This is a genomic window from Kluyvera sp. NPDC087067 (assembly GCF_044745165.1).
In the GTDB taxonomy this organism is placed as follows: domain Bacteria; phylum Pseudomonadota; class Gammaproteobacteria; order Enterobacterales; family Enterobacteriaceae; genus Kluyvera.
This window is the reverse complement of the sequence record NZ_JBIUZS010000006.1, coordinates 317220-335970: the sequence shown is the minus strand read 5'-3', so window position 1 is coordinate 335970 and position 18751 is coordinate 317220. Positions and strand designations below refer to the sequence as shown.

At 51.3% G+C, this 18751-nt stretch carries 18 protein-coding genes and 1 riboswitch; of the genes, 12 read left to right on the top strand and 6 right to left on the bottom strand.

All coding sequences use genetic code 11. The features are described 5' to 3' along the window. Window positions 1-323 precede the first annotated feature (323 nt). Window positions 324-1013, bottom strand: coding sequence for a dipeptidase PepE (pepE, locus tag ACIPDS_RS17130; RefSeq protein WP_400738315.1), 690 nt, complete (start codon window positions 1011-1013; stop codon window positions 324-326). 176 nt (window positions 1014-1189) lie between these two features. Here pepE and rluF point away from each other — a divergent pair, with 176 nt between their 5' ends. Then, on the top strand, window positions 1190-2062 hold the full coding sequence (rluF, locus tag ACIPDS_RS17125) for a 23S rRNA pseudouridine(2604) synthase RluF (protein ID WP_400738264.1): 873 nt from the start codon (window positions 1190-1192) through the stop codon (window positions 2060-2062). On the opposite strand, the gene ACIPDS_RS17120 is transcribed toward rluF, so the two are convergent. From ACIPDS_RS17120 to lysC, 3 genes are all read right to left on the bottom strand, one after another. Further along, on the bottom strand, window positions 2059-2331 hold the full coding sequence (locus ACIPDS_RS17120; RefSeq protein WP_166517232.1) for a DUF3811 domain-containing protein: 273 nt from the start codon (window positions 2329-2331) through the stop codon (window positions 2059-2061). The two genes, rluF and ACIPDS_RS17120, sit on opposite strands and share 4 nt — an antisense overlap. A gap of 228 nt (window positions 2332-2559) precedes the next feature. Beyond that, a complete protein-coding gene (gene panS / locus ACIPDS_RS17115; RefSeq protein WP_400738259.1) occupies window positions 2560-3501 on the bottom strand; it encodes a ketopantoate/pantoate/pantothenate transporter PanS in 942 nt (313 codons plus the stop codon). 183 nt (window positions 3502-3684) lie between these two features. Beyond that, window positions 3685-5034 carry a lysine-sensitive aspartokinase 3 gene (gene lysC, locus ACIPDS_RS17110; protein ID WP_400738256.1) on the bottom strand — a complete coding sequence of 450 codons (1350 nt, stop codon included), beginning with the start codon at window positions 5032-5034 and terminating at the stop codon, window positions 3685-3687. Window positions 5035-5147: 113 nt separating this feature from the next. Beyond that, window positions 5148-5345: riboswitch (Lysine riboswitch) on the bottom strand. A 244-nt stretch (window positions 5346-5589) separates the two neighbouring features. Between lysC and pgi the strand changes: the two genes are divergently transcribed. The 5 genes from pgi to ACIPDS_RS17085 all read left to right on the top strand — a co-directional run bounded on the left by pgi (window position 5590) and on the right by ACIPDS_RS17085 (window position 11351). After that, entirely contained in the window at window positions 5590-7239 is a 1650-nt protein-coding gene (pgi, locus tag ACIPDS_RS17105; protein WP_400738253.1) for a glucose-6-phosphate isomerase, read from the top strand. A gap of 337 nt (window positions 7240-7576) precedes the next feature. Continuing rightward, window positions 7577-7822, top strand: coding sequence for an exopolysaccharide production protein YjbE (gene yjbE, locus ACIPDS_RS17100; protein ID WP_166517237.1), 246 nt, complete (start codon window positions 7577-7579; stop codon window positions 7820-7822). Window positions 7823-7882: 60 nt separating this feature from the next. Next, entirely contained in the window at window positions 7883-8521 is a 639-nt protein-coding gene (locus ACIPDS_RS17095; RefSeq protein WP_400738250.1) for a YjbF family lipoprotein, read from the top strand. Further along, window positions 8518-9255 (top strand): capsule biosynthesis GfcC D2 domain-containing protein, encoded by a 738-nt coding sequence (locus ACIPDS_RS17090; protein ID WP_400738247.1) that lies wholly within the window; start codon window positions 8518-8520, stop codon window positions 9253-9255. Before ACIPDS_RS17095 ends, ACIPDS_RS17090 begins: the two co-directional genes overlap by 4 nt. After that, window positions 9255-11351, top strand: a complete 2097-nt coding sequence (locus ACIPDS_RS17085; RefSeq protein WP_400738244.1) for a YjbH domain-containing protein — start codon at window positions 9255-9257, stop codon at window positions 11349-11351. Before ACIPDS_RS17090 ends, ACIPDS_RS17085 begins: the two co-directional genes overlap by 1 nt. A 55-nt stretch (window positions 11352-11406) precedes the next feature. On the opposite strand, the gene ACIPDS_RS17080 is transcribed toward ACIPDS_RS17085, so the two are convergent. Next, window positions 11407-11862: an acyltransferase gene (locus ACIPDS_RS17080; protein WP_400738242.1), complete on the bottom strand. Its 456-nt coding sequence runs from the start codon at window positions 11860-11862 to the stop codon at window positions 11407-11409. Between the two features lie 407 nt (window positions 11863-12269). Here ACIPDS_RS17080 and ACIPDS_RS17075 point away from each other — a divergent pair, with 407 nt between their 5' ends. The 5 genes from ACIPDS_RS17075 to ACIPDS_RS17055 all read left to right on the top strand — a co-directional run bounded on the left by ACIPDS_RS17075 (window position 12270) and on the right by ACIPDS_RS17055 (window position 16982). After that, entirely contained in the window at window positions 12270-13679 is a 1410-nt protein-coding gene (locus tag ACIPDS_RS17075; protein ID WP_400738239.1) for a glycoside hydrolase family 1 protein, read from the top strand. Further along, entirely contained in the window at window positions 13669-14622 is a 954-nt protein-coding gene (locus tag ACIPDS_RS17070; RefSeq protein ID WP_400738312.1) for a type I phosphomannose isomerase catalytic subunit, read from the top strand. Before ACIPDS_RS17075 ends, ACIPDS_RS17070 begins: the two co-directional genes overlap by 11 nt. 70 nt (window positions 14623-14692) lie before the next feature. Next, window positions 14693-15985, top strand: coding sequence for a PTS sugar transporter subunit IIC (locus tag ACIPDS_RS17065; RefSeq protein ID WP_400738236.1), 1293 nt, complete (start codon window positions 14693-14695; stop codon window positions 15983-15985). Continuing rightward, a complete protein-coding gene (gene rpe, locus ACIPDS_RS17060; protein ID WP_400738233.1) occupies window positions 15985-16653 on the top strand; it encodes a ribulose-phosphate 3-epimerase in 669 nt (222 codons plus the stop codon). Before ACIPDS_RS17065 ends, rpe begins: the two co-directional genes overlap by 1 nt. An 11-nt stretch (window positions 16654-16664) precedes the next feature. After that, entirely contained in the window at window positions 16665-16982 is a 318-nt protein-coding gene (locus ACIPDS_RS17055) for a PTS sugar transporter subunit IIB (protein ID WP_400738231.1), read from the top strand. Window positions 16983-17025: 43 nt separating this feature from the next. Here ACIPDS_RS17055 and ACIPDS_RS17050 read toward each other — a convergent pair whose 3' ends face one another. After that, a complete protein-coding gene (locus tag ACIPDS_RS17050) occupies window positions 17026-17766 on the bottom strand; it encodes a GntR family transcriptional regulator (RefSeq protein WP_400738228.1) in 741 nt (246 codons plus the stop codon). Window positions 17767-18046: 280 nt separating this feature from the next. Between ACIPDS_RS17050 and psiE the strand changes: the two genes are divergently transcribed. Continuing rightward, window positions 18047-18457, top strand: a complete 411-nt coding sequence (psiE, locus tag ACIPDS_RS17045; protein ID WP_166517247.1) for a phosphate-starvation-inducible protein PsiE — start codon at window positions 18047-18049, stop codon at window positions 18455-18457. The last annotated feature ends 294 nt before the right edge of the window (window positions 18458-18751 follow it).

Sequence of the window (18751 nt, the reverse complement as noted above, 5' to 3'; positions counted from 1 at the left end):
TATGAACCTAAGGCCTGATACGGCATGCGGACTGCTGGCAGGGAGAACTGGCCGGTCCTCTCTGCACAGGAAGGATAATACAAGGCCTGATAAGCATCGCGCCATCAGGCACTCCGGTGCAGAATGCCGGATGGTGGCTTCGCCTTATCCGGCCTACAACCCTGCGCTCGAGCACATTTGTAACTCCGGCGTTTCCGACATTCGAGCACATTTGTAGCCCGGGCGAGGCGTTTACGCCGACCCCGGGGTTTCGTGACATTCGAACACATTTGTAGCCCGGGCAAGGCGTTTACGCCGCCCCCGGGGATGCACCTAACCCGCCATCAGAACCGATGCCCAGCCTCCAGCGCCACCGCTTCCTCGCCCGCTTTAAACACGTACGTGGTATTCGGCCCGCCCAGCGTTGCATGTCCTTGCGCCACCTGAATCCAGTTGCCCTCCGGCAGCCCAATCACCGTTAACTCTGGTGCCACCACCAGCAGCTCGCGGATACGCTGTTCGCGGGTTTCGCCTTTATGTCCTTCCGGCAATGCATTGGTGAAGTGCGGGTTAATCTGTAATGGGAACAGCCCCAGCGCATCAAAACCTTTCGGATCAACAATAGGCATATCGTTGGTGGTGCGGATGGTCGGGCAGGCGAGGTTTGCCCCGGCGCTCCAGCCGATATACAGCGCGCCGCGCTTCACCACGTCGACAATCGGTGCCAGCAGCCCGCGCTCACGGCTCTCTTTAAGCAACTGGAAGGTGTTACCGCCGCCGACAATCACCAGCTCAGCATTCTCAATGGCGGAAATCGGATCGACGACGCTATGAATACCGGTGACCGTCACGCCCAGCGGCGCAAAGACAGCGGCAGTTTTCGCGGTGTAATCGTCCCAGGTCTGCGTCACCCCAGCAAACGGGATAAACACTGCAGAACGGCGACCGTTAAGCTGTGACGCGATCAGCGGCATCGCATGTTCCATCCAGGCTTTACCCGGCAGCGTCGAATTACTCAGCAAAAGCAGTTCCATCATTTCTCCCATTAATCGAAAAATTTTCAGTCAGGGCAGGATGTTATCACTCAAGGAAGCATAGCTCACTGACGCGGCTCACGATGTTGTGGAATGTTACTCGCAAGAATGATTTTTCGTGGACTCTTTTTCCACGCCGCTAAGGTAAGGTATATTTCGCTTTTACAGGAGAATTTATGCTGCCAGACTCATCAACCCGATTAAATAAATACATCAGCGAAAGCGGGATTTGCTCGCGCCGCGAGGCGGATCGCTATATCGAACAAGGCAACGTCTTCCTCAACGGCAAACGCGCCACGATTGGCGACCAGGTGATGCCGGGCGACGTAGTGAAGGTAAACGGTCGGTTGATTGAGCCGCGGGAAGCGGATGATTTAGTGCTGATTGCGCTAAACAAACCTGTCGGCATTGTCAGCACGACCGAAGATGGCGAACGCGATAACATCGTTGATTTTGTTAACCATAGCAAACGTATCTTTCCGATTGGTCGCCTGGATAAAGACTCTCAGGGGCTGATTTTCCTCACCAACCACGGCGATCTGGTGAACAAGATCCTGCGTGCCGGTAACGACCATGAAAAAGAGTATCTGGTGACGGTTGATAAGCCGGTGACCGATGACTTTATTCGCGGAATGGGCGCAGGCGTGCCGATTCTGGGGACGGTAACGAAGAAGTGTAAGGTGAAGAAAGAAGCGCCGTTCGTTTTCCGCATCACCTTGGTGCAGGGCCTGAACCGCCAGATTCGCCGCATGTGCGAATACTTCGGTTTTGAAGTCACGAAGCTTGAACGTACGCGTATTATGAACGTCAGCCTGACGGGAATTCCGCTGGGTGAGTGGCGTGACCTGACGGATGACGAGCTTGTCGACCTCTTCAAACTGATTGAAAACTCATCGTCGGATGCGAAGCCGAAAGCGAAGGCTAAACCCAAAACCACGGGCATTAAACGTCCAGTGGTGAAGATAGAAAAAACCAGTGAAAAACCGGCGCGCCCGGCGGCTAACGGTAAACGTTTTGTCTCACCGGGGCGTAAAAAGAAAGGGCGTTAACGTCTGCCGCGTGTCGGGGTGTTAGCCGACCACGAGAATGAACTTTCGGTATCCGGTTTATAAGCCTGCTTTTTCTTCAACTGGCGGGCTTTTTTGGCTTCGGCTTCGCGCTCTGCCATCAGCTTGTCGATGTACTCCTTTTTGACGCTGTTGGTTTCGGCGTTGGTGAGCAGACGGCCATGCGCAATGCGCGCGCGGTCGAGCAGCGTTTTCAGTTCGCGCTGTTCACGCTCGGTCATCTCTTTTTGCGTAATGCGGGGGAGTGCCATAAGGGTTGCCCTCAATCGGATGGTTAACCCAGTGTACGGCAAAGAGGCATATCTTTGTAGGCCGGATAAGGCGTTTACGCCGCTATCCGGCAATGCGCGGCATTTTACCCGATGGCGCTACGCTTATTGAGCCTACGCACTTGTCGCCCGGCCAAGCGCAGCGCCGCCGGGGCGAGGGCTGAACCTTCCCCGGAGTCGGTGCTTGCGCACCTCGTCCGGGCTACAGGATCAACTTTCTTTCACGTCTTGATGCTGTTTTTCTTCAATCGGTTTTCCTGACCAATACCCCGCCAGCAGCGAGCCAGACAGGTTATGCCAGACGGAGAACAGCGCGCCGGGCAGTGCCGCCAACGGCCCAAAGTAGATTTTACCCAGCGCGGCTGCCAGCCCTGAGTTCTGCATCCCGACTTCAATCGCCAGCGTCCGGCAGGTGGACTCATCAAAGCCAAACAGCTTCCCGCCCCAGTAACCGCCAAGCAGGCCAATCGTGTTATGCAAAATTACCGCAATAATCACCACAAAGCCGACCGACGCAATGTGTGAAGCCGAGCCTGCCACGACCGCGCTAATAATCGCCAGAATACACACCATTGAGAACGCAGGCAGGTAAGGTTCAACGGCCTTCACGACGCGTGGAAATAGGTGATGAATCACCAGACCCAGCGCAATCGGGATCACCACAATTTGCAAAATGCTGAGCAGCATACCCATCACATCCACCTGGATATGCGCGTCCACGTAAAGACGCGTGAGCAGCGGCGTGGCCACCACGCCGACCAGCGTGGACACGGAGGAAATGGTGACTGATAGCGCAACATCACCCTTTGCCAGATAGATCATCACGTTAGAGGCCGTACCGCTAGCCACGCTGCCGACTAACACCATCCCGGCGGACAGCTCCGGCGGCATATGAAAAACCAGCGCCAGCAGCCACGCAGCAAGCGGCATCACCAGATAGTGCAGGAAAATTCCTGCGGCAACTGGAGCGGGGCGTGAAAGAACGCGTTTAAAGTCGTCAACTTTCAGATGCACGCCCATGCCGAACATAATCAGCATCAGCAGCGACGGCACCAGCGGCCCGATGGGCGTGAAGGTGGTGGGAGTGAAGTAGGCAATAACAGAAAGCAGCAGCGCCCATAACGGGAACAGCCGGGTGAGAACGGCGAGCATGATGTATTCCTTGCGATAAATGTGTGTTGTGTTGTTATAAAAAAGCCGGGTTCGAGCCCGGCTATAGTTATTGTTTATCGCGTGGTGAAATATTATTCAAACAAATTATGTTCATGTTCCCGCAATGGGCACGCTGTAGGCCGGATAAGACGCACAGCGTCGCCATCCGGCGTAAACGTTCAATCACTCGAACAAATTATGGTGAAGTTTCTGCACCACCTGTTCCGCTTCCGCACCTGGTACCAGGAAGCACAGGTTATGGCTGGATGCGCCATAACAAATCATGCGGATATTGAACGGATCCAGCACGCCAAATACCTCTTTGCCTACGCCGCAGGCTTTTGACAGGTCGTTACCGATAAGCGCCACCAGGGCCAGGTTCTCTTCCACTTCAACCCGGCACAGCGCCGACAGTTCCATCAATAAGGACTGCGTCAGCAGGGTGTCTCCGGTCGAGGTGGAGCCGGTGGTGTCCAGCGTCAACGCGACGCTCACTTCGGAGGTGGTAATTAAGTCGACCGAAATATTGTGGCGCGCCAGAATACCGAACACTTCCGCCAGGAAGCCGCGGGAGTGCAGCATATTGAGGCTATGCAGGGTTAGCAGGGTTTGCTTACGACGTAGCGCCAGCGCGCGGAACAGCGGTGGGTTAGTGGTTTCATTACACACCAGGGTGCCACCGGCTTTCGGATCTTTGCTGGAGCCGACAAACACCGGAATATCGCTGCGCACTGCGGGCAATAGCGTCGCAGGATGCAGCACTTTCGCGCCAAAGGTTGCCAGCTCTGCGGCCTCTTCAAAGGCAATTTCATCAATGCGTTTCGCCGCCGGAACCACGCGCGGATCGGTGGTGTAGATGCCCGGCACGTCGGTCCAGATATCCACGCGCGTGGCATGCAGCGCTTCGCCCAGCAGCGCGGCGGTGTAGTCGCTACCGCCACGGCCAAGCGTCGTGGTGCGGCCTGTGCTCTCGCTGCCGATAAAGCCCTGGGTTATCACCAGACCTTCATCCAGGCGCGGGGTCAGTAGCTGTGCGGTGAGTTCGGCCAGCGCGGCAACATCCGGCTCGGCGCGACCAAAGCGATCGCTGGTGCGCATGACTTTGCGGACGTCAAACCACTGCGCCTGAACGTTACGTTCACGCAGAATCTCAACAAATAGCAGGGTCGACATCAGCTCGCCATGGCTCACCAGATCGTCGGTCAGCGCGGTCGTCGTTTTGGTCGCGGCAGCTTCCGCCAGCGTCGCCAGATTATCCAGCAGCCTTTCGATTTCATCGCGAATCACGGCAGGCTGAGATAAACGGTCGAGTATGGCATATTGAATGGCGCGGATTGCGTCGAGTTTGGCAAGACGTTCAGCGGGCTCCAGACCTTCAGCCAGCGCCACCAGCAGGTTGGTGATGCCAGCCGAGGCGGACAGCACGACAACGCGCACGCTGGCGTCGGAGAGCACCACGTCGGCGCTGCGGTTCATAGCATCAAAATCGGCTACGCTGGTTCCGCCAAATTTGGCGACTACTAATGCTGTCATAATAACCTCGTGTCAGGGGAGGGCTGGCTTTGTAAGTCAGACCAAATTATTCAGCCTTGGCACAAGGGAAGAGCGAAAGACGGGTGGGCGCAGAGCGATAAACAACTACGATTTCACCCAGAAGTGCTCCACCACTTGTGAAACGTGCGACTGCGAACGTTTCTGGTGACAACCCAGGGGATTCAGCCCCTGTAGCCGATGATGAACGCAACCTGTTGTTCACTCATCTCGGCGTTGCTCCCCTTCAGGTGTTTTCACAGGACTGGTTCCTCAAACACCGTTTACCTGGGCAACGCGCCTCTTCTGGCCTGCGCGAGCGCAGGTAGTACATTTATAAATAAAGCGTTAGCGGGTAGGTTGTCAACGCTGGGGTTATGCGGATTTTTCATGCAATCCCAGGTCTGAGAAACCAGACTTATAAAGGCCGTTTTTTTGTCTGTTTTCTGCACGATTTTGTCATCCCGAGGGGGGATAACATTAAAACCATCACAATTTTTTGTGACTGGCGCTACAATCGAGGACAGTTACGATTTTTAAATCAGAAGGGTATTGCTAATGAAAAATATCAATCCAACGCAGACCGCTGCGTGGCAGGCACTACAGAAACACTTCGATGAAATGAAGGACGTCACCATTGCAGAACTGTTCGCAAAAGACGGTGACCGTTTTGGCAAGTTCTCCGCCACTTTCGACGACCAGATGCTGGTCGACTTCTCTAAAAACCTCATTACTGAAGAGACCTTGGCTAAACTGCTTGATCTGGCTAAAGAAACCGATCTGAGCGGCGCCATCAAGTCCATGTTCTCTGGCGAAAAGATCAACCGCACTGAGGACCGTGCCGTGCTGCACGTCGCGCTGCGTAACCGTAGCAATACCCCGATTGTGGTTGATGGCAAAGATGTGATGCCGGAAGTGAACGCGGTGCTGGAGAAGATGAAATCGTTCTCCGAAGCGATTATTTCAGGTAGCTGGAAAGGCTATACCGGCAAAGCGATTACCGACGTCGTCAACATCGGTATCGGCGGCTCCGACCTCGGCCCATTCATGGTGACCGAAGCGCTGCGTCCGTACAAAAATCACCTGAACATGCACTTTGTTTCCAACGTTGACGGCACCCATATCGCCGAAACGCTGAAAACGCTGAACCCGGAAACCACCCTGTTCCTCGTGGCGTCTAAAACCTTCACTACCCAGGAAACCATGACCAACGCCCACAGTGCGCGCGACTGGTTCCTGGCAAGCGCGGGCGACCAGAAACACGTGGCGAAACACTTCGCGGCGCTGTCTACCAACGGTAAAGCGGTTTCTGAGTTCGGTATCGATACCGCCAACATGTTTGAATTCTGGGACTGGGTAGGCGGTCGTTACTCTCTGTGGTCGGCGATTGGTCTGTCTATCATCCTGTCGGTTGGCTACGACAACTTTGTTGAGCTGCTGTCCGGCGCCCATGCGATGGACAAACACTTCTCCACCGCACCGGCTGAGAAAAACCTGCCGGTACTGCTGGCGCTGATTGGTATCTGGTACAACAACTTCTACGGCACCGAAACCGAAGCGATTCTGCCGTACGACCAGTACATGCACCGCTTTGCCGCCTACTTCCAGCAGGGCAACATGGAGTCCAACGGTAAGTACGTTGACCGTAACGGCAACAAGGTTGAGCACCAGACTGGCCCAATCATCTGGGGCGAGCCGGGCACTAACGGCCAGCACGCGTTCTATCAGCTGATTCACCAGGGCACCAAAATCGTACCGTGCGATTTCATCGCCCCGGCTATCACCCATAACCCGCTGACCGACCATCATCCAAAACTGCTGTCTAACTTCTTTGCTCAGACCGAAGCGTTGGCGTTTGGTAAATCTCGCGAAGTGGTTGAGCAGGAATACCGTGACCAGGGTAAAGATCCTGCGACGCTGGACTACGTGGTGCCATTCAAAGTGTTTGAAGGTAACCGCCCAACCAACTCCATCCTGCTGCGCGAAATCACGCCGTACAGCTTGGGTGCGCTTATCGCCATGTATGAGCACAAAATCTTCACCCAAGGCGCTATCCTGAATATCTTCACCTTCGACCAATGGGGCGTAGAGCTTGGCAAGCAGCTGGCTAACCGCATTCTGCCGGAGCTCAATGATGATAAAGCCGTTGATAGCCATGACAGTTCAACCAATGGCCTGATCAACCGCTATAAATCCTGGCGCGCGTAAGGTTATTTATTTTTCATGCCGGCTTTATGCCGGCATTTTTTTTGTCAGATTATTCTGCTTATCCTGATATTCTTCATTATATTGTTATTGAGCATAATCCTAAATATCATAACGGCGACCTCTCATTTTCGGATTATCCGTATATTGCTATTTTCTGTAATTCACGCAAACAATTGAATTAAATAATTAATTATATTTTCTATATTCAATTTTCTTATTATCCGAAAAGCCTTTCCTTAATATTCCCTACGTCAATCCTGTACATCGCTTTGTGTATACTCGATGACGCCCGAATATTTCCGGGCATATCTCCATTCATCTAATGAAGGGAATACTTATGAAGAAAATCCTCTATGGCATTTTTGCCATATCAGCGTTTGCTGCGGCAAGCGCCAGCGCCGCACCGATTGAAACCGGTGAAGCGGCTGGCACTGCGGCAACGTCTGTGTCTGCCGGAAGCTCAACCGCCACCAGCGCCAGCACCGTAGGCTCTGCGGTCGGTATGGCGCTGACGGCGGCTGGCGGCGATGGCTCCAATACCGGAACCACCACCACAACCAGCACGACCACCAGTACCCAGTAATTTTAGGTACGTTAATTCTAACCACACTTCGGTGTGGTTATTTCGCCCCGGAGAAGCGTCGTGAAGCGACTTGTTATCCCCTTATTTTGCCTGCTGCTTCAGGCGTGTTCCCCCAATACAAAGGCGCTGGGACATTCCCTTTGGGACAGCGTATTTGGCGCATCAGGCGTACAGCTGACCGACGACGATATCCAGAATATGCCGTACGCCAGCCAGTACATGCGTCTTAACGGCGGCCCGCAGATTTTCGTCGTGCTGGCGTTCTCGGAAAATGGCCAGCAGAAATGGCTCACCCAGGATCAGGCGATGCTGGTGACCCAGCACGGGCGTCTGGTGAAAACTCAGCTGGTGGGCGACAACCTGCTGACAGTGAACAACCTTGCAAACGATCCGTTAGCGCATGCCAACCAGATTACCGACGGTGTCACCTGGACGCGGACAATGGGCTGGACTGAACACCAGCAGGTGCGCTACGCCACCGCCACGTCGACGTTTAGCTGGGACGGTAACGACACGCTCACGATGGCGGGTGAAAGCACCGCGGTGCGCATTCTGCAAGAGGACGTGACAACCGCCGAAGCCCACTGGCGCAATCGCTATTGGGTTGATAGCGAAGGACAAATTCGCCAGTCAGAACAGTATCTCGGTGCGGGCACTTTCCCGGTCAACACCACGCTTATTAAGGCCGCGAAATCATGAATAAAACGCTTATTGCCGCAGCCATCCTGAATCTTGTTTCGTTTACCGCGCAGTCGGCAGGCACCGTTGAGGTTCATCAGGCGGGAGTGGCTAAACCGCTGACCTTGACCAATGCCGAGAGGCTGGCTGATTTAGTCGGACAACCGAGACTGGCGGGAAGCTGGTGGACGGGGGCTGTGATTGCCACGCCGCAGGCCACGGTGAAAGCCGAGCGTGAGCATCAGGCGTTGCTGGCGCAGCTTAGCGCATTGGCGGTGGAGGAGGACGGCAGCACGGCTGGCGCCATTAACGCGCTGCGTCATCAGCTCCAGGCGATGCCGGTCACGGGCCGCCTGCTGACACCGCTCGACCCGGATGTCGTCCGGGTGCACAGCGAAAATAATCCGCCGCTTCAAGGCAATTACACCCTGTGGCTGGGACAACAACCCTCAACCATTACCCTGATGGGGCTGGTGGATAAACCGGGAAAAATGGCGTTTACCCCGGGTCGCGATGTGGCGAGCTACCTCGAGAATATCAATCTGTTAAGCGGTGCCGATCGCAGCTTTGCATGGATTGTCTACCCGAATGGGCGCACGCAAAAAGCCCCGGTCGCCTACTGGAATAAGCGCCATGTTGAACCGATGCCCGGCAGCATTGTCTTTGTCGGTTTTGCCGACGCACTGTGGACCAATAAGTACGAGGCGTTAAACGCTGCGATCCTTCGCTCTCTGACGCAGCGGAGACCTGAATAATGAAAAAGACCTGTCTGTATAGCCTGCTCGCGCTGTCGGTCAGCGCGGCGTGCCACGCCGAAACCTATCCCGCTCCGATTGGCCCTTCGCAGTCGGATTTTGGCGGTGTAGGTCTGCTACAAACTCCGACGGCGCGGATGGCGCGTGAGGGCGAATTTAGCGCCAACTATCGTGATAATGACCAGTATCGCTACTACTCTGCCTCCGCACAGCTATTCCCGTGGCTGGAAACGACGCTGCGTTATACCGACGTGCGAACCAAAAAATACAGCGACGTCGACGCTTTCTCCGGTTCACAGACCTACAAAGATAAAGCCTTCGACGTGAAACTACGTCTGTGGGAGGAAAGCTACTGGATGCCGCAGGTGGCGGTGGGCGCGCGCGATATCGGCGGTACCGGTCTGTTTGACTCCGAATATCTGGTCGCCAGCAAAGCCTGGGGGCCGTTTGATTTCTCCTTAGGCCTGGGCTGGGGTTATCTCGGTACCAGCGGTAACGCCACCAACCCATTTTGTTCCTACAGCGATAAGTATTGCTCGCGTGATAACAGCTATCGTAAAGCCGGATCCGTTGACGGCAGCCAGATGTTCCACGGCCCGGCGGCGTGGTTTGGCGGCGTAGAGTACCAGACGCCGTGGCAGCCGCTGCGCCTGAAACTGGAGTATGAGGGCAACAACTACCAGCAGGACTTCGCCGGTAAGCTTGAACAAAAGAGCAAGTTTAACGTCGGTGCCATCTACCGTGTTGCTGACTGGGCTGACGTCAACCTGAGCTACGAGCGCGGGAATACCGTGATGTTTGGCTTTACCCTGCGCACCAACTTTAATGACCTGCGTCCTTCGTATAACGATAATTCGCGCCCGGCCTATCGTCCGCAGCCGCAGGACGCCATCCTCCAGCATTCTGTCGTCGCCAATCAGCTCACCCAGTTGAAATACAACGCCGGGTTTGTTGATCCCAATATGCAGGTGAAAGGCGATACGCTGTACGTCACCGGCGAGCAGGTGAAATATCGTGATTCGCGCGAGGGGATCGCGCGGGCTAATCGGATCGTGATGAACGATCTGCCGGAAGGGATCCGCACGATCCGTATTACCGAAACGCGGCTTAATCTGCCGGAAGTGACCACCGAAACGGATGTGGCCAGTTTACAGCGTCATCTGGAAGGTGAACCGCTAGGCCAGGAAACGCCGTTGGTGCAAAAACGCATGGCCCCGGTTATCCCGGATAAAACCGAGCAGGGCTGGTATATGGATAAGTCGCGGTTTAACCTTCACCTCGATCCGGTGCTGAGCCAGTCTATCGGCGGCCCGGAAAGCTTCTACATGTATCAGGTCGGCGTGATGGGCACCGCCGATTGGTGGGTGACCGACCACCTGCTGACCAGCGGCAGTATTTTTGCCAATATCGCCAACAACTACGACAAGTTCAACTACACCAACCCGCCGGATGATTCAGCCCTGCCGCGCGTGCGTACGCATATCCGCGAATACGTTGAGAACGATGTCTACGTGAATAACCTCCAGGCCAACTACTTCCAGTATCTGGGCAATGATTTCTACGGCCAGGTCTACGGTGGATATCTGGAAACCATGTACGGCGGAGCGGGGGCAGAGGTGCTTTATCGCCCGGTCGACAGCAACTGGTCGTTTGGCCTGAATGCGAACTACGTGAAGCAGCGTGACTGGCGCAGCGCGCAGGATATGATGAAGTTCACCGATTACAGCGTGAAAACGGGCCATCTCACCGCCTACTGGACGCCGTCGTTCGCGCAGGATGTCCTGGTGAAAGCCAGCGTCGGGCAGTATCTGGCGGGCGACAAAGGCGGTACGCTGGATATCTCAAAACACTTCGACAGCGGAATTGTGGTCGGCGCCTATGCGACTATCACCAACGTGTCGGCAGATGAATACGGCGAAGGGGAGTTCACCAAAGGGGTTTACGTCAATATCCCAATGGATCTCTTCTCTTCCGGCCCAACCCGCAGCCGGGCATCGGTCGGTTGGACGCCGCTGACGCGTGACGGTGGGCAGATGCTGGGCCGTAAATTCGAGCTGTATAACATGACGGGCGATAAGAGTCTAAACTTCCGCTAGCGTTCCGGGGCTTTACCGGTGTTGCTATGCCCGTCTGAGCATAGCAACGCCGGGGTTATAACCGCCTCAACAAGCGTGCCGGATTACCCGCGTAAACCCCTTTCTCAGTGATGGAACGGGTCACCACGCTCCCTGCACCGATCACCACACCATCGCATATCGTGACCGCAAGAATCGTTGCGCCGCTGCCGATCGAGACGTTATCACCAATGGTAATGCGCCCCCAGCTATCCCGGTTCGCGTCAGGTTTGCCATCGCGGAACATATCGTTGGCAAACATGACGCCGTGACCAATAAAGCAGTGACGGCCAATGGTGACGTATTCACAGATAAAAGTATGAGACTGGATTTTTGTACCGTCGCCAATCCAACTGTTTCCCTGAATCTCCACAAAAGGGCCGACAAAAACGTTCTCACCCAGCGTGCAGTCGTAGAGATTGGCAGGTTCATAAATGACGACGTTTTCCCCGCGGATGACGTTACTTACCGCGACCTGACGAAAAGAGTGCATCGTTTCCTCCAACCTGTTTTCTGGAATAACCAGCGTACTGTTATGAGCGGAGAAAACAAAGGCATTATTCATTAATCCTACCTATCATTGTAGGCCAGATAAACGTAGCGCCATCGGGCAATATTCTCGCGAACATAGCGTCATATCGCGTAAATACATCGCAACATACCCGCGTCTTTTCCAGGTTGGAAATATTAATCTCAGCAATTAAATTAAAATCATGAATATATATTCTCACTATTATTTTATTATTGTATTTATCATTATCTCCTCCAGATAATATTTGTGAAATTGTTCGCAAAACAACCATCGTGAATAATAAATTCTTGCATTCAGGAGGGTAACAAATTTATAAGTCATAATGTAATGACAAACGAACTAACTCACTTTATGACAAGGTTATTTTTATGATTAAATTTCCTGATAATTTTTTATGGGGCGGTGCAGTCAGTAATGTGCAGGCCGAAGGCGCATGGCTGACGGATGGTAAAGGCCTGAATGTTTACGATACGCAAGAGATCACTTTTGAATCGGGACAAACGGTTATTGACAGCAGTGAACTGGCATCAAATCATTATTATCAATATCATGAAGATATTAAATTGATGAAGGAAATGGGTTTTACCGCTTACCGTTTTTCGGTGGTCTGGTCACGCATTCATCCTCTTGGTGATGATGAAGAGCCGAATGAAGCCGGGCTGCATTATTATGAGAATATGGTTGATTGTCTTATTGCCGCAGGAATTGAACCTGTGGTGTCTTTAGTGCATTTTGACATGCCGGATAATTTAGCCAAAAAACATAACGGTTTTTATAATAAAAAGGTAATCGATTTATATATTAAGCATGTAGGTATCGTCGTTGAGCGTTTAAAAACTAAAGTTAAGTATTGGATTACCTACAACGAAATGAATCTCGCGCCATTCCACCCGGGCCTGGTCGCGGGGGCACGGCGGCCTGAAAATGTTGAACCGGCGGTGTTCTTCAAAACCATTGTTCACAATACCCAACTGGCACATGCTCGCGCAGTGCTCACCATCAAATCTGCGATCCCTCATGCCAAAGTGTCGGGGATGACCAACTGCCCATGGGTGGTGCCGGCGACCTCAGCACCTGAAGATGTATTAGCCAGCCATATTCGCAATACTTACCATCTGTGGCTGACGTTTGATGTAATGACGTCCGGTAAATATCCCTCTTACTATCTGAAATTCCTAGAAAATCGCGGCATTGAAGCGGCGTTCGACGGCTTAGACGAGATTAAACAGGCCTCTGAAAAGCTTGATTATCTTTCTATCAGCTACTACCAGACCAACACCATTCGCGGCGTCAAGAACGAGAATGTTGTGGCCATGGAAGACGCGATTATTTTCAATCAGTCGGTCGAAATCAGCGAAACTCTGAGCGCGACGGAATGGGGTTGGGCTATCGATCCGCTTGGCTTCAGAACCGTCCTCTCGGCGTTGTATCAACGCTATCAGAAACCGATCTTTATTGTGGAAAACGGTATCGCGCTGCTGGAAACGCCGGATGAAAACCAATTTGTCAGCGACGATACGCGTATCCAGTATCACCGTGACCACCTGCAAAGCGTCTACCAGGCTATTCAGCATGATGGGGTCGAGATCATCGGTTATCTGGCCTGGTCGCCAATCGATTTTTTAAGCAGTCATAAAGAGATGCGCAAGCGCTATGGCTTTATCCGTATTGATACCACCCCCGATGAAAATGGGCTGTTGCGCAGAACGCCTAAAAAATCCTGGTACTGGTATCAGTCGGTGATCAACAGCAACGGAGAGCAGCTTGATGAAGCGTGAATTGCTGTTTTTTAAACCTATTGCACGCAAAACGGTATGGGGAGGTACGACGGTAAAAGAGTATTTTCATTACCCTGATATGGAGGACGGCGTGGGTCAGGCATGGGCCTTTGCCGATCAGCCCGGTGGTTTGAGTAATGAATGCTTAACGCCGTCGCTTTCGGGGATGACGCTGCATGAGATTTGGGATAATTATCCTAAAGTCTTTAATAGCCGCTACGAAAAATTTCCTTTTATCATTTCGCTGGTGGGGCCCGAGGACGATCTCAGTATTCAGCTGCATCCAGATACGGCATCCGCTAAACAATATGGCTTTAATAGCGGAAAAGATGAGGCCTGGTATTTTCTGGAGGCCAGCAACAGTTCGCTGATTTATGGGCACCATGCAGAAAATCAGGCAAGCCTGGTGGAGCGTTTACAGCACCGCGATTTTGATGGCTTATTCAGGCGAATTCCCGCGCACAAAGACGATTTCGTCTATCTCCCAGCGGGGATTATCCACGCCTTAGGTAAGAATAACGTTGTTTATGAGATCCAACAGGCGACCGATCTGACCTGGCGAATTTATGATTATGAGCGTGTGGATAATGAGGGGCAGCATCGGGAGCTGCATTTATCACAGGCTCTTGACGTCCTTAATCACGTAACGGATGAGTCAATTGCACAGGCGATAAGCCGGGTTGTTGCAAATGAGCATACCGGTGACGGATATACATTCAATACCTATCGCACCGAAAGCGTATTTTCTGTAGCCAGATTGCGATGTCATGGGCAAGGTAATATTTCAAAAGAGGGATATTGGTTATGCACGGTAACCGAGGGTAGCGGTATTTTTAATGGCGAACGAATTTCTTGCGGTGATAATTTTATTGTCTCTGCCGAATGCCAGAGTATGACTTTTTCAGGCGATTTCATTGTCATGATAACCACTGAAACCAGATAATTTCATACTCATAAATTAATTAAATATTAATCAGGGTGACAGTATTTCTTCTGTCATCACGGGGATTGCTATGTCTGAAAAAGAAAATGCGGATATTAAGTCAGGTATTTTTGACAAATTTACTGAATCTGTAATGAGGCTTTCAGATCCACTTGCGCGCTTTAGTCAAATACCTGCCGTGGCAGCGGTGCAAAATGGTTTAACAACCGTCATGCCGGTTATCATTATTGGTAGCTTATTTCTGATTGTCGCGATATTTGGTATGCCAGTTTTGGGCAATAGTGGCCAGCCATTGGTCCCGCAGCTGGTTCCTTACGTGCCATTGCTCAATAGCGTCAACTCGATGACCTTAGGTTTTGTGGGTTTTTATGCCGCATTGACCATCTCGTGTAGCTATGGTGAACAGTTGGCGCTCAATACCAAACAATGCGGTCTGATTGGTTTGCTGACGTTCTTATTTATCTCTTTTAAAGGCACCACCAATGGAACCATCTCCGTTCAGTATTTTGGTGCCTTAGGCCTTTTTGTCTCTATGGTAACCAGTCTCTGTTCGATAAAACTGTATAAGTTTTTACTGGACAGGAAAATTGTGATTAACCTTCCTGAAAGCGTTCCGCCGAATGTCGGTAATGCATTTACGGTCCTGATACCGTTGTTTGTCATCATCACGGTGTCCTGGTTGATTCGTTCGGTGCTCAATATCGACCTTCCCGCATTTATGAGCAACTTCTTAACCCCATTGTTATCTGCGGCTGACAGTTTTGGTGTCTTTACCGTCATTATGCTGATCACCATGATTTTATGGTCAGTAGGCCTGAACGGCCCGGCGCTGCTCTCGGCGATTACCACGCCTATCGTCACCGCTTCGTTAGCCAGCAATGCCCAGGCAAAATTAGAAGGGGTGCCGTTAACGCATATCTGGACGGAGACGTTTAATTTTAGCTATATCTGGATTGCGTCGATTTACCCGTTACTGTTCCTGATGCTGTTCTCCCGTTCTAAGGGCTATAAAGCGATCAGTATTGCTTCAATCCCGGCGGCCATGTTCAATATTATTGAACCGATTGTCTTTGGTCTGCCGCTGGCGATGAATATTTACCTGATGATACCGTTTATCATTTCGGGAACCTTAGGCTGCTCAGTTGCTTATTTACTCACTGATATCGGATTTATCTCGCGCACGTTTGCTGGAGTGCCCTGGGCGACACCTCCTTTCATTAGCGGCATCTTATCGACCGGCGACTGGAAGGTCATTATCGTACAGGCCATTGTCTTTATCCTCGGATTAATTATTTATTTTCCGTTTTTCAGAATGTTCGAAAATATTGAAAAGCGCAAACAAGCAACGGCGGTATCTCAATAATGGACAACGCAATGATAAAAATATCTCCATCAATTATGTGTGCAGACCTTTCATATTTAGCAGATGAAATAAAAAGCCTGGAACAGGCTGGTGCTGACTATTTTCATATTGATGTAATGGACGGCGTGTTTGTTCCTAACTTCTCTTTGGGCCTTCAGGATCTCCAGGCAGTCAAGAAGATAAGCGCCATTGAAACCGAAGTCCATTTGATGATTAATCAACCGCAGAACTACATTCAACTGTTTGCAGATGCAGGCGCAGACATTATTTATGTCCATCCAGAATCCTGCACTCATCTTCACCGCACGCTGATGAGAATAACGGCATGTGGTAAAAAAGTGGGGATCGTGCTGAATCCGGCAACGCCGATTGCGATCCTTGAAGAGGTAATGGATCTTGTCGATTATGTGATGGTGATGTCAGTTGATCCCGGATTTGCAGGACAGCAGTTTATCCCCGGCGCGGTGGATAAAGTGGCGCGTCTGCATCGCCTTATTGCTCAAGCACAGCGTGAGATTAGCATTTCGGTTGATGGTGCGATTGGTTTATCGACGATCCCGCCGCTGTATGAAGCCGGGGCGAGGATATTTATTGCCGGAACCTCTGGGCTTTTCCGCGATGATGTGGATTATGCAACCGCAATCCATAATATGAAACATTGCTGTTAATAGGTGGCGTTATGTACAATATTTTACTGTGCTGTTCTGCGGGTATGTCTACCAGTCTGCTCGTGACGAAAATGAAAAAATATGCTGAATCAACCGGCGTGGAATCCACCATCTGGGCGATATCGGTGAATGATATTGAATCAACGTTAAAACAATATGCCGTCGATGTGGTTTTATTAGGCCCGCAGGCGCGCTATAAGCTTAATTCCACTAAAGCTATTTGCGCTGATTATAATATTGGCTGCGATGTGATTAATATGGCCGATTACGGCGTGATGAACGGTGAGAAAGTGTTTAAACACGCTTTGACGCTTATTAACAAGGATTAATGATTGAAAATATGATGTCAGATCCCCTGCTGACATCATATTTTTAGACAAAAAGCTCGATTCTGAATTTATGACTACTGCCTTTATAGCGAGCGAGAGAATATTCCACCGGCTTATTTTGCGCGTCATACCCGGTAGTCACGGAAAGTAGCAGGGGAGATTTTCGCGGAACGTCCATCAACTGTGCGTCGCGGGCCTCGGCGGCTATCGCGGATATCAGGCGCTCTACACGAACAACCGGGTTCTTCAGCTCCTTCATCTGGTCGTAGAGTGAGTTATTCTCCATATCAATATCCAGCAGGCCGCTATAGATAGTAGCGGGAAGCCAGGATTCGATATAGAGCACGGGTTTACTATCAATATAGCGCACCCGCTCAAGATATACGGCGCTCTTACAACCAAGAATTTCTGCTATCGTTTCGTCATTGTCGACGAGGGATAATGATATTACTTTTGTGACGGGCCGCTGTCCTTGGTCGATCATTTCATGATAAAAGCTTTCAAGTTTGCTTAGGTAATTCTTATAAATTTTAGGGCGGGTTACGCAGGTTCCTTTCGCTCTTTTCCTTTCAAGATAGCCTGCGGCGGAAAGTTCATTTAATGCTTGCCTTACCGTTGGCCTGCTGACGTCAAGTAGTCGGGATAATTCATCTTCTGATGGCAGCATATCACCTTCAGAGAGTTGGCCATTCTTAATATTATTTTCTATATGTGTTTTAATTTGAAAATAGAGTGGGATGGCTATCTTCTTATTAATTATCCCTTTATTAAATAAATTTTTCATCTGTCAGGCCTGTATCAATAAACTAAATACCGAAATAACGACATGCGTATTCAATAACCGTAAAAATAAATCATACACGAAATATGATGGTGAGTAACACTTAAATGAGTTTGTTCATTTTTGATATTCATCATATGTATTTAATTGTAGTAATTAATTACATCAATGAATGTGCACTGAGGATAAGTCCCAGACTTTTGCGCAGAACGACAAAAAACTAGATCCAGATCACACTTTTACGCTATACAAAAGGCTCGGCCCAGTAAAAGAGGTGTTAGCTATGACGTCGTTATCTCGTCCCCTTGTGGAGTTCATCTCCACCATTCTCCAGACCGTATTGAATCTGGGGCTGCTATGCCTTGGCCTGATTCTGATCGTTTTCCTCGGTAAAGAGACTTTGCATCTGGCTGATGTCCTGTTTGCGCCTGAACGCACCAGTAAATACGAGCTGGTAGAGGGACTGGTGGTCTATTTCCTTTACTTCGAATTTATCGCTCTGATTGTGAAGTACTTTCAGTCCGGTTTTCACTTCCCGCTACGCTACTTTGTTTATATCGGCATTACCGCGATTGTGCGGCTCATTATCGTGGATCATACCTCGCCGGTGGATGTACTGATTTACTCCGCGGCGATTTTGCTGCTGGTGATTACGCTGTGGTTGTGTAACTCGAAACGGTTGAAACGGGAGTAGGGCGGATAAGCATTGGGCCATTCGGCACCGTGCTCTGGAATTGCCCGATGGCGCTGCGCTTATCGGGCCTACGCACTGCGGGTGATGGCGCTGCGCTTATCGTGCCTACGCGCTAAACACCTGTAGCCCGGCCAAGCGAAGCGCCGCCGGGACGGGCTCTGAACCTTTCCCGGAGTCGGTCTAAATGCCTCGTCCAGGCGATACCTCACAAAAAAAATGGCGCTCCGAAGAGCGCCAAACAGTCACAAGTTAGGGTTAATACAAGTTGAGGATGATAGCAGTGGCATATACACG